This is a genomic window from Wolbachia endosymbiont (group A) of Machimus atricapillus, from assembly GCF_964027095.1.
Classification (GTDB): Bacteria; Pseudomonadota; Alphaproteobacteria; order Rickettsiales; family Anaplasmataceae; genus Wolbachia.
Window position 1 is genome coordinate 811,226 of record NZ_OZ034727.1, and the last position, 12,321, is coordinate 823,546.

A 12,321-nucleotide genomic window follows, 5' to 3' on the forward strand; every position below is an offset into this window, starting at 1 on the left:
CTACGTGTTAGCGCCGCGGCGGTATAACGGTTAAGTAGGGTGTCATTCCAGTGCTTGACACAGTTGTCTAAGTGAGGAAAGTCACCAGTGGTTATATTATTGCTATATTTCTCACTTACCCAACAAACTTAGATTTTACACTAAACTGTGCTGCCACTAACTTTGCAACCGGTACTCTATAGGGTGAGCATGAAACATAATCCACCCCTGATTCGATGAGAAACTCTATAGATTTTGGATCTGCTCCATGCTCTCCACATATACCTAGTTTTATTTCTTTTCGGGTTTTTTTGCCTCTTTCAATGGCTATCTTGATTAACTCCCCTACCCCTTCGATGTCCAGCACTTCAAATGGATCATTGTCAAATATATTGCTTTCCTTATAAGAATCGAGGAAATTAACTGAATCATCTCTTGAAAGTCCCATGGTTGTTTGCGTTAAATCATTAGTGCCAAAACTAAAAAACTCTGCATGTTTTGCTAACTTATCAGCAATCAGTGCTGCTCTTGGTAGTTCTATCATCGTTCCAATTGAATAAGCCTTGTCTGATGTCATTCCAGCGCGTGACGCTGGAATCTGCGTCTGGATTCCAGCTGAGATGACAGAGGATTCTTTCTTTGCTAGCTCGCATATCAGAATAAATTCTTTCTCATTCATTATAAAAGGGATCATGATCTCAGGCTTGATTTCTACACTTTTTTCCTTTTTTAGCTCATTTGCAGCACTAAGTATTGCCCTAATCTGCATGCTATATATTTCAGGATGAGAAATGGCAAGTCTACAACCTCGATGGCCAAGCATTGGGTTCTTTTCTGACAACTGTGCTATTTTATTTTTTACTGATTCAACTGACTTACTAAGTGATTTGGCGATTTTTTCTATAGTAGACTGATTATTGGGTAAAAATTCATGTAAGGGTGGATCAAGCAACCGTATAGTGACTTCCCTACCCTCCATAATAGAAAATATTTCTTTGAAATCAGACTTTTGCATTTCTTCCAGTTTAATGAGCGCATTTGCCCTTTCATTTTCATCGTCAGCTATTATCAACTTTTGAATGAATTTGATTCTATCACTAGCGAAAAACATATGTTCTGTGCGACATAAGCCTATACCTTCTGCACCGAATTCTTTTGCAATTTTTGCATCTTTTGGAGTATCAGCGTTCGCTCTCACTTTGACCGTTTTGATTTCATCTATCCAGTTGATTATCGTTTTGAATTCTTGCGATAATTCAGGTGAAATTGTAGGAAGAATGCCAAGCATAACCTCCCCTGTTCCTCCGTTGATGGTAATTGGTTCACCTTTATTTACTTTTGTATCCCCCACAGAAAAGAAAGTTCCATCTTTATCGATATAAAGTCCACTTACACTGCAAATGCATGGCTTACCCATTCCACGGGTTACAACAGCAGCATGCGAGGTCATCCCTCCCCGTGCTGTTACTATGCCACTTGCAGCATTCATTCCATTAATATCTTCAGGACTCGTTTCTGACCTTACTAAAATCACTTTTTTACCCTGCTCTGCAGCTTTTTCAGCATCACTTGCACTAAACACTACATATCCAGAAGCAACCCCTGGAGAAGCCGGCAGTCCCTTCCCTATTACTTTTTGGTCACTCTTAACGTCAAGAACTGGATGCAATAAATTGTCAAAAGTTTTTGGATCAATTCTCAATATTCCTTCTTCTTTTGTAATCGTTCCTTCGTTTACCATATCAACTATTATGCGAATAGCAGCTTCAGCCGTGCGCTTGCCAGACCTAGTCTGCAAAATCCATAACTTACCGTCCTGCACAGTAAATTCGATATCCTGCATGTCTTTATAATGCCTTTCAAGTTTTTCACATACCACACATAATTCTCGGTAGACACTTGGAAGCAACTTCTCCATGGTGTTTTCTTGCTCTCCGTCAATTGGCATAGGAGTATAAACACCAGAAACCACATCCTCACCCTGAGCATTAACCAAAAACTCACCAAAAAGCTTTTTTTCTCCAGTTGAAGGATTTCGTGTAAATATCACACCAGTTGCAGAATTATCATTTAAATTACCGAAAACCATTGCTTGCACGTTGACCGCTGTTCCAAGGTTTTCAGGAATGTTATGTATTCTTCTATAGGAAACAGCCCTATCATTTTTCCAAGAGGTAAATACTGCATTAACTGAGTTTAACAATTGCTCTTCAACGTTCTGCGGAAAATGTTTTCCTGTTTTTTCATGTACTATCCTTTTGAAATTGTTAACAATTCTCTTTAAAACATCAACATCAAGATCAGCTAAGCTTTTTGCTCCACTCTTTTGCTGCTTATTATCAACAACATCTTGAAATAGGTGATGGTCAAGCTGTAGTACAACATTGGAGTACATCATAATGAAGCGGCAGTAGCTATCGTAAGCAAAACGTTCGCCACTTTTTTTTGCAAGCCCAACAACGGTTTCATCATTTAGACCAACATTTAAAATAGTATCAAGCATGCCCGGCATTGAACTAACACTACCAGAGCGTATTGAAACTAATAAGGGATTATTTAAATCCCCAAACTTACAACCGATGTCATTTTCGAGCATCGCCATGTAGTTTTTGATTTCACTACATATGTCATTCCAGTGCGTGACCACATTTTTTTCTGGATCCGAGTAGTCAGCTACTTGGATGACAGAAGATCTATTGTCTTGATAATAGACTTTGCAAGCAGAGGTGGAAATTGTGAAACCAGGTGGAACAGGAATGCCAACATTGCACATTTCTGCTAAATTTGCCCCCTTTCCTCCCAGCAGATTTTTCATTTCTGCATTGCCTTCGCATTTACCCTGGCTAAAGTAATGTATTAACTTTTCCCCCATCATTTTCTCCGGATTTTCACTGATAAACACATTGTACATATAGTTCCAATAAACCTGTGAAGACTTGAAACCTTAGGATAATAAATTTTACAAAATTTTGCAACAACGTTCCTTCTGGCAACATCAGTAAAGTTAACAAAAAAGATGACAAATTATTGAATTATTATCAATAAGAATATATAATATAAAGATACATTTAAAAATTTTTTTATGGCTCTTTCTAAATTTCTCGACCCCAAGAATGATGTTGCGTTCCGGCGTATTTTTGGTACTGAAAAAAATAAAGACATCCTCATTCACTTTCTCAATGATATTTTGGGGTTCACTGGCAAAGATGAAATAAAAGAAATAGAATTCCTCAGCACTATTCAAGATGCTGAAATTGCCTCTAAAAAACAAAGTATCGTTGATGTACTCTGCAGGGATGAAAATGGGGTGCAAGTAATAGTCGAAATGCAAGTTGCCAAAACTAAAGGCTTTGAAAAACGCGCTCAATATTACGCTGCTAAAGCTTATTCAAGGCAAGCTGATAAAGGTGATCAATATCATAATCTTAAAGAAATTATCTTTATTGCTATTGCTGATTGTATTCTCTTTCCTAATAAATCTGAGTATAAGTCAGATCATGTAATGTTAGACAAAGATAGCTATGAACATGATTTAAAAGATTTTTATTTTACATTTATTGAGTTACCAAAATTTCCTAAAACTAAAGAAGACCAATTGGAGAGTATAGTTGAAAAATGGATCTATTATTTTAAATATGCAGATGAAACTAGCGAAGAAGAATTGGAAAAGATAATAGGTAGTGATGTAATAATTAAAAAGGCATATGAAGAACTAAATAGATTCAACTGGTCAGAGAAAGAATTTATTGCCTACGAACAGGAAATAAAACGTATTCGTGATGAACGGGCTGTTCTTGAACAAAAACTTGATGATGCTAAAAAGGAAGGAAAAATTGAAGTTGCAAAAACAATGCTGGCTAATAATGTTGATGTCACCACTATTGTTAAGTTTACTGGCCTCTCCATGAGTGAGATCAAAGAATTGCAGAATTAAGTGGACCCGCAAACGGTTACACGAAATAATGCTGCAGCCTGACCAGGTGATAAGTACATTTAGCCTATTTATCTTTATACTTTCATGCCAATTTTATAAATCAAATTTATTTCTGTGAATAGCTACAATTTAAAGACCTTGCTTCATCAATGTAATGGAACAAAACCTTTTTAGTAAGTTCAAAACCTTCTAAAGTCTCTCCTTCGCATCTTGCTGTAATGCAGTTTTGCGTATTTGATACCCTAAGAAGCCACCAACCTTTATTATCGGTTACTTTAACACCATCAAGATCTGAAAATACAATATTTTGCTTCTCCAGTATTTTCTTTATTGATTCAATTATTTGAAATTTTTTCTCATCTTTCACTACAATCTTTACTTCATGAGTGATATATAACCTCGGTAAATCCTCAATTACCTGAGATAGGCTTTGGTTTTTCTTAAGCAAAATGTCAACTGCTTTAACAGCAGAATATAGCCCATCATCAAAACCTAGCTCAGAAAAGAAGAAGTGCCCGCTTAATTCACCAGCAAACTTTGCCTCTTCCTCTACCATCTTCTTCTTAACTAGTGAATGTCCAGTAGCGCAGGTAATAACTTGCCCTCCTAACTTACTAACAAAATCATGCACTTTCATACTCATTTTTACGTTGGCAATAACTTTGCTTTCTGGATATTCCTCCAACACTTCACGTGCAAAAATTATAAATAAATGGTCATTGGAAACAACACTGCCTTTATTATCAATTAAGCGCACCCTATCGCTATCGCCATCTAGCGCAATGCCAAGATCACATCCATATTCCTTCACAATGTCAATTAATTGAGCGAGATTTTTTTCCTCTATGGGATCTGGATCATGCAGTGGAAATGCCCCATCTATAGAGTTATTGGTTACGATGTGTGTATGACCAGGCAAGATCTTTTCAATATACCTTATAATTCCACTTGCTGGACTATTTCCACAATCCCAGGCTATTTTTAATTTCTGTGTAGTATCGTTCTTCACTGCACTTTTTAATATGCGAATGTACTCACTATATATATTTATGTTAATTAAGCTTCCAATCCTTGTACTGTCTTTAATTGGATTGCTTATAATTTCCTTTATCTCTTGATCTGAGAAGACTTTTTTATTACTAAAAAATTTAAAGCCATTGTATTCACTTGGGTTATGAGAAGCGGTTATTACAATACCAAGATCCGCCTGCGTGATTTGTGTTGCAGCGTAGAGCATAGGTGAAGAGCATAGTCCAACGCGTATAACATTTGCACCGGATAAAGTTAAGCCCCTAATTAATTCTCTTTCTATACCTGGTGAATCTATTCTGCTGTCGTAGCCGACACAAACACTAGCTACGGTTTGGCCAAACTTTCTACCTATCTCGTACCCATCATTAATCTGCAAATCTTTGCCTACTATACCTCTAATATCGTATTTTCTTATAATGGTATTGTCCATACTGCACTGCTTAAGGAGTAACTACTATATAACATAATGGACAAGTGCTCAAGTTTATTTACTCAACGATTAGTTGATTTTTTAAAAAAATCTGTTAATATTATAGTATACTTTTTAAAGATGCAAAATTATGCCACAGGAAAACGAAAATGTATTTATAGCTGAGAATCAAAGTCTAAATGTAGATGAACAGAAGAAAAATGATATTCTAAGTGTCATTGAATCTTGCAACGATCTTCAGGATTTTATTAAAAGACTGGAGGAAGAAAATTTAATCTGGTACTTTATTGGTCCTTTACGCAAAGATGAGGACATTACAGGACAGATAAATTTAAAGTGGGAAAAGGAGTTCCAAAAATTTGAGCAATCAATAAACACAATGCATAAAGAACTTAAGTCGTCTCTGCCTGGTCAAAATTTCTTAGCGTATTCAACAAAAGATAACGACTTCAAAATTAGATTTGAAAATGAAGAAAAACCAATAGAAATTAGCAATATTTTAAGAGCCAGCAGAGAAGGTAAGGTTTATAACATATCTTTAGAGAAAGATAGTCAAATAACTGCGACCAAAAAAGGCAGCGAAAGGCACTATGATTTTACTGGTTCAAGCTCATGTGAAATGACCATTAACTGGCAGGCTAAAGATTCTGAAGGTAACAGCATAGACTGTAGCATGATCGTAAAATTGGATTCTAGTGGTATACAAAGTGTCATTGGTGAGCCAAAGTTTGGTGATTTAAAGTTCACACCAGAGGAAATAAAAGATAAAATATTAAAATTAGTTGAGCAGAATAAAGAAGTTTTTATCAATGGAAAAACTCTGCATCAAGCTTTTACTGACATGTCCAGGAGTGTAGACGATCAGCAAGTACCAGCAGAGGAAATATTTACAAAAGATCCACATATATCACCACAGTCACCTACACCAAGCAGCAGTGGGTATTCCTCTCCTAGCACACCTTCTTCACGTAGAAGTTCTTTCTCTAGTGTTAGTGAATTTAGTGATGAAGATGAAATACTTGAGGATGATATGTCTAATGATGAAGAAGAGCATGAACAAGAAGGAGCAAAAGGTGAAGTAGACGAAATTGAGGAATTAGAGAAAGAAAAAGAAACATTTGCTAAATATTTTGCAGCGCAGGCAAAGCAGCTTGAGGATCTAAGATTAGAACGTGACTTCTTGAGAGATGAAGTTAATGAACAACGGCAAGTTATATCTGAAAAAAATCAAAGAATAAAGGAACAAGGTACTTTAATTGAGTCGCTTATGAGTAAAGAGCAATTAAAGAATCAAGAGTTAGTTAAGGAATTAAATCAACTGTACAAAGAAAAAGAAGATTTAGAAATGGCAATTCAGCAATCTGGTATAGGTAAAAAGTCTCTTGCAGATGAGATAGAAGAAGTGGAGAAAAATGAGAAAATAGAGAGTTTGAGAAAAGAAATTAAGCAGAAGGATGAAAAGATACAGCAGATAGTAAGAGAGAGCCAGAAATTAGAAGGAAAGCTTCAAGATTTAAGGGCAAAGTATTCGGAAGTAAAAAACGAAGATAGTGAGTATATTGAAAATTTAACCCGTAAACTAAAACAAGCTGAGATTGAATTTATCGATAATAAAGATAAGCTGACTGAGCAAATAGAAAAATTGGCAGAAGAAAAGGAAAATTTATTTAGACAATTAAGAGCAAAAAGTACAGATTCAACATCGTTCAGAAAGCAACAATCAGAAATAGATAAGCTTAAACAACAGCTTAAGGAAAAGGAAGGGATGTTAACGTGTACACAGGAAGAGCTGGCATCTGTCAAAGAGAGTCTAGAGCAACTGCAGAACATATTACAGCAGGAAAAAGGTCAGGCAACTCAAACTGAAGTTGAATATGAAAGTAGAGGAACAAGCATGCAGCAGCAAGACCAAGGTACACAAGCTGTAAACAACAACTCAAGCAGAATAGCTAGTGGGTTAAGACAAGAAAACAAAAAATTGACTAGAGACAAACTAACTATATCTGAACAATTAAAACAAAAAATAAGAGAGATTGACGAGTTAAAGAAAAATTTAAAGCAATTACAAGAAGAAAATAAACAACTAAAACAAGAAGTTACTAAAAATGCAGGAGTTGATACACCATCTTCAACAGGTCAAAAAGAAGCTAAAGAAGCAGAAGTTATACCGCAAAACATTATGGATTGGCCTGTTCCAATTCCAGACGATAAACCGGAAGAGCAGAAAACTCCATTAGAGCCAATCAAGGTAAATACAGAATTATCAGATCCAAAATCAATCCCCGCTGAGGATCCAGAAAAATCTCCTCCTCTTTCAAAAGGATGAGTTTTGCTTCTATTGTTAACTATAGCTAAGACGTCATACCGCCACGGCGCTAACGAGTAGCGGAATGACGAGGTTATCGTCATTCCGCCGCGAACCGTCACACTGCCGCGGTATCTCACATAGATCCCGCTAACAAGCAGCGGGATGACAGCAATCCTACGTCATACCGCGATTCATTCGCGGTATCTCATCCGCTAACACGTAGCAGGATGACGATTGTCAAGGTGTCATCCGAGTAGCTTGACTACTTGGATCCAGAAAACTTAACTTTAAATAAGTGGCTGCATAATAAAGACTAGATTCCAGCGTCACGCGCTGGAATGACACCATTTTCGGTCTCTTAAATTGCTTTAGCTACAAACATTAAGAAATTTACCAAGCGGAAAAAAAGGCAAAAGAAGCCCCGTGGTGCGAGTTTTGACTCTATATTACTGTAAGTGGCGCTGTAATAATGTGCTAACGCTTAAAATAAGCGCGATTTGGCTGAATGTAGAAAAAATAAAAAAGACATGCAGCCGCTATAATTTTATGTAATCCGCCAATAAATACCTGAGTTTTTTACTGAATTTTGTCATTGAGCCTGCAGGTCAAAAACAAGTTTTGAGTCATAAATACCCTTATTGTCATAATAAGGGGGCTGGCGGAGTTTGTCAAGTAAGTTTTTTCGTTTCTATGGGTTAGTTGGTACGCGCTTTGCGTTTTAACAGATGTAAAAGCACAATTATTACGAACAACATTCCACCAATAACTGATATAGCTCCACCCGCAATAAAACAAGCACGTGCCAACATTGATGAAATACTTGGCAGATCTGCAACTTTTCTTAAGGCACCATATCCACCAAGCCATACAAGTCCAGTAATATGGAGAAAATGCCCCACACTGTAAGCATAAATCTGTAATCTTACCATGGAACTTTTTACCTCTTTAAAGTTTAATTTAGGTAACAGCCAATAAATGAAATTCATAAAAGCTATAGTGATCCCAACTACAGAACCATGATAATGAGCGGGAATGGTGACATTTCCTTCAATAGTCAGCACTCCAAGCACATCTCCATAAATGAACAATAAAAATGAATGTAATAAATAGTTGCTTTTATCATTAGTAAAAGTCCTGATGTTGCAGCACACTAATATTATCAAAAAGCACGGCAAAACTGCTCCAGCAATTCTCATATGCCAAGTAAAAAACTGTATTAACTTGGCGCTATCAATTGGATAAACAAAATATATAAACGATGCACCCATAGCCAAAATTGTGTTTATAAATAGTGGTAAAATAGTAATTTTATTGCTTGAAGCTAAACTAGCATCGCTTAACATTATTAAATAGACTAAAAACATTCCTTGAGTAAAAGCAAACTGCAATAAATGTCCGCCTCCCCAAAAGAGATATTCGTAAAACAAATTCTTATCTGAGTGATATAGACCTGGAGGCATATTTTGATATGCTAAAACAAAGCAAAGAAATGACGAAACAAGTGTAATAACCAGCCCAACTTGCCCCACAGAGAGAAATGAAACCTCTTTTTTTGATGTGTATGCTAGCATTGCATTTACTAATATACTGGTGGTAAACAAACCAAGACCAAATAAGAATAATTTGTTTTGTAACACGGGAATATAGTTACTTTTGATAACTTCAGTGTTTGGAACGAATGCAGATACAAACATCAGCAGCATCGAAAGGGTTGATAGAACCCATGAAAAGTTAAACCAACTATTGGTATTTTGTAGGTTTATGATAAAGAGCAGAGATATTATAGAGCACATCCACACCAAAATTGACAAATTCACGTGTATCACCAGCGCATTATCAAAGATATATTGTGCAGAAGGAACGAGAGAGGAGATAAAAGGCAATCGTAAAAAAATAACAATTATTGACAGTAACCCAGAGCAAGCAAGAGCACATACTGCTAAGAATATCCACTGTTTGCAAAGTGTAGCGTTATTTTGTATGTTGAGCACGGTCATTTTCTCTTTTTATTTTTGATTGATAAAGTATTATAATATAAAGCGCTATAAATTTTTCAAATTAATTGGCATTGATGAATAATATCACAGCAAAGCAGGTCATATCCTTATGGAATGCGCAAGTTGGTGGGTTTTTGCCGGACAAAAGAGAAATGGAGATTGTATAATATCTTCTTAATCTAATGCTTCAATGTTTCCGACATAGGAAAAGTATCATCTTTATTTTCTATAGAGGAAGGCACACTATTTTGATTATCACTATCAATTGGAGTAGTAGGGTACATTAAAGCAACTTTCATAACTTCATCAATATTCTTAGCAAAAACTACGTTGATCCCCTCTTTGATGCTTGCCGGAATCTCTTGCATATCTTTCTCATTTTCACTTGGTATAATCACAGTTTTGATTGATCCTCTGAGCGCTGCAAGCAATTTTTCTCTTAAGCCCCCAATAGCTAAAACTCTACCACGCAATGTCACTTCGCCTGTCATAGCAACATTTTTGTTAACTGGTATATTCGTCATAAGAGAAACAATAGACGTACATACCGCGCCGCCAGCAGAAGGGCCATCTTTTGGTACCGCACCCTCAGGTACATGTAAATGTATATCATTATTTTGGAATTTTTCGGGCTTTATACCAAAAAACAAACAATTTGATCGAATATAACTATACGCAGCTTTTATAGATTCTTGCATAACCTCTCCAAGCTTTCCTGTGTATTTTATTTCTCCCTTGCCCGGAATTAGGACTGATTCTATCATCAAAATATCACCACCTGTTTCAGTATAGGCAAGCCCAGTTACTACTCCCACTAAACTCTCATTTTCTGCAATACCAAAGGTATATTTACGTACCCCTAAATAATCTTGTAAATTGTCAACCCCTACGGATATTTTCTTATTTTTATCAGTCAATATTTCTTTAACTGCCTTTCTCATGAGCTTTGCAAGCTCCCTTTCCATACTCCGCACACCACTTTCACGTGTATATAAACGTATCAACTTGTATAACGCCTCATTAGTTATGTCCCATTCCTTCTGATACAAACCATGCTCCTTCTTTAACTTCGGAATAAGGTGGTGTGTAGCAATACTGATTTTTTCATCTTCAGTATACCCGGACAATTGTATAATTTCCATCCTATCACGCAAAGGATGTGGCAAATTTAAGCTGTTTGCCGTAGCTACAAACATTACACTTGAAAGATCAAACTCAACTTCCAAGTAATGATCCGTAAAGTGTTTATTGTGCTCAGTATCTAAAACCTCAAGTAATGCAGATGCAGGATCGCCACGCGAATCAGAACCCATCTTATCTATTTCATCAAGCAGAAAAAGCGGGTTGCATGAATTAGCTTTTTTCATATGTTGAATAATTTTACCAGGCATTGAGCCAATATAAGTTTTCCTATGCCCTCGTATCTCGGACTCATCACGCACACCACCAAGAGCTATGCGAACAAAATCTCTTCCTACTGCTCCTGCCATAGACTTAGCTAAAGAAGTTTTACCAACACCTGGCGGTCCAATCAAGCAAAGTATAGGACCTTTTATCTCTTTTACTCTTTTTAATACTGCTAAAAATTCTATTATCCTATCTTTTACTTTCTCTATGCCATAATGATTTTCATCTAAGATTTTCTTAGCTGCATTTAAGTTAATTTTTGCATCTTTGTACTTTCCCCACGGCAAATCAAGTAACCAATGCAAGTAACTAGATATAACTGTAGCTTCAGGAGAAATGGGATTCATTTTCTTGTATCTCTTCAAATCAGTTATAGCTTTCTCTCTTGCTTCCTGAGAAAGCTTTGTTTCATTTATCTTTTTTTCAAATTCATTGAGTATATTCCCTTCATCACCATTCTCAAATTCGTCTAATTCTTTCTGTATAGCTTTCAATTGCTCGTTAAGGTAGTAAACTTTCTGAGTGCTTTCAACTTGCGATTTAATTGTCTTATATAAACGGTTTTGTGCGTTCAAAATACTTATTTCTCCCTCAATAAAAGCAAAAGCTTTTTTTAAACGCTCTTTTGGGTCATAAGCCTCAAGTATGCTTTGTTTATCCGATACTTTTATATTTAAATGTGAAGCTACCGTGTCTACAAGTTGATCAACTTCTTTGATTTGATCAATGGGGTTAATGGCAACTTCAGGCTGATTTTTCTTGTTTAGCTTACACCAGCTATCGAACGCGTCTATAACAGATCGCCTTAAAGCTTCTAAATCAATATTGTCTTCATCTTCTTTATAATGATTGTCTAACTCTACCCTGGCTTGTAATAAAGTATGAGAGCTAATATATTCTACAACTCTTCCCCTTCTTATCCCCCGGATTATAACTTTTACTGCATTGTCAGGCAATTTTATTAATGGTTGTATAATGTTTGCTAACACACCTACTTCATAAAGATCTTCAGGCTCTGGATTATCAACAGAGCCATCTTTCTGTGCTACAAGAAAAATCTCATTTTGGTGACTACTACTACTTGTTGCATATTCTAGTGCATTAACAGATTTTTCTCTGCCTATGAATAAAGGCACCATTATATTTGGAAAAATTACTACATCTCTTAAAGGTAATACTGGCAATGCAGTAAAACTAGAGCTCACAGCACGTTCAATGTTCATAATATATGCCT

7 protein-coding genes are annotated in these 12,321 nt (G+C 36.1%); 3 read left to right on the forward strand and 4 right to left on the reverse strand.

Annotation, left to right across the window (positions count from 1 at the left end; translation table 11 throughout):
- Window positions 1-115: 115 nt before the first annotated feature.
- Window positions 116-2,851: a pyruvate, phosphate dikinase gene (gene ppdK, locus AAGD68_RS03985; RefSeq protein ID WP_341814385.1), complete on the reverse strand. Its 2,736-nt coding sequence runs from the start codon at window positions 2,849-2,851 to the stop codon at window positions 116-118.
- A gap of 210 nt (window positions 2,852-3,061) precedes the next feature.
- Between ppdK and AAGD68_RS03990 the strand changes: the two genes are divergently transcribed.
- Window positions 3,062-3,913, forward strand: a complete 852-nt coding sequence (locus AAGD68_RS03990) for an Rpn family recombination-promoting nuclease/putative transposase (RefSeq protein WP_253309476.1) — start codon at window positions 3,062-3,064, stop codon at window positions 3,911-3,913.
- A gap of 106 nt (window positions 3,914-4,019) precedes the next feature.
- Here the strand turns inward: AAGD68_RS03990 and AAGD68_RS03995 are convergent, their stop codons facing one another.
- The gene (locus AAGD68_RS03995; RefSeq protein WP_253309477.1) at window positions 4,020-5,375 is read right to left on the reverse strand and encodes a phosphomannomutase/phosphoglucomutase; all 1,356 of its coding nucleotides are present in this window, start codon (window positions 5,373-5,375) and stop codon (window positions 4,020-4,022) included.
- Between the two features lie 130 nt (window positions 5,376-5,505).
- On the opposite strand from AAGD68_RS03995, the gene AAGD68_RS04000 reads away from it, so the two are divergent.
- Window positions 5,506-7,701, forward strand: a complete 2,196-nt coding sequence (locus AAGD68_RS04000; RefSeq protein WP_265044962.1) for a hypothetical protein — start codon at window positions 5,506-5,508, stop codon at window positions 7,699-7,701.
- Window positions 7,702-8,378: 677 nt separating this feature from the next.
- Here the strand turns inward: AAGD68_RS04000 and AAGD68_RS04005 are convergent.
- Window positions 8,379-9,593: a cbb3-type cytochrome c oxidase subunit I gene (locus AAGD68_RS04005; protein ID WP_265016802.1), complete on the reverse strand. Its 1,215-nt coding sequence runs from the start codon at window positions 9,591-9,593 to the stop codon at window positions 8,379-8,381.
- Between AAGD68_RS04005 and AAGD68_RS04010 the strand changes: the two genes are divergently transcribed.
- Entirely contained in the window at window positions 9,505-9,699 is a 195-nt protein-coding gene (locus AAGD68_RS04010) for a hypothetical protein (RefSeq protein ID WP_265016803.1), read from the forward strand. The genes AAGD68_RS04005 and AAGD68_RS04010 overlap by 89 nt on opposite strands.
- 160 nt (window positions 9,700-9,859) lie before the next feature.
- On the opposite strand, the gene lon is transcribed toward AAGD68_RS04010, so the two are convergent.
- Entirely contained in the window at window positions 9,860-12,310 is a 2,451-nt protein-coding gene (gene lon, locus AAGD68_RS04015; protein WP_341814133.1) for an endopeptidase La, read from the reverse strand.
- Window positions 12,311-12,321 lie beyond the last annotated feature (11 nt).

Excerpts from the sequence above, each read along its gene's own strand:
- AAGD68_RS04000 (WP_265044962.1), top strand. The coding sequence starts at position 5,506 with ATGCCACAGGAAAACGAAAATGTATTTATAGCTGAGAATCAAAGTCTA.
- AAGD68_RS03990 (WP_253309476.1), top strand. The coding sequence starts at position 3,062 with ATGGCTCTTTCTAAATTTCTCGACCCCAAGAATGATGTTGCGTTCCGG.
- ppdK (WP_341814385.1), bottom strand. The coding sequence starts at position 2,851 with ATGGGGGAAAAGTTAATACATTACTTTAGCCAGGGTAAATGCGAAGGC.
- lon (WP_341814133.1), bottom strand. The coding sequence starts at position 12,310 with ATGAACATTGAACGTGCTGTGAGCTCTAGTTTTACTGCATTGCCAGTA.
- AAGD68_RS03995 (WP_253309477.1), bottom strand. The coding sequence starts at position 5,375 with ATGGACAATACCATTATAAGAAAATACGATATTAGAGGTATAGTAGGC.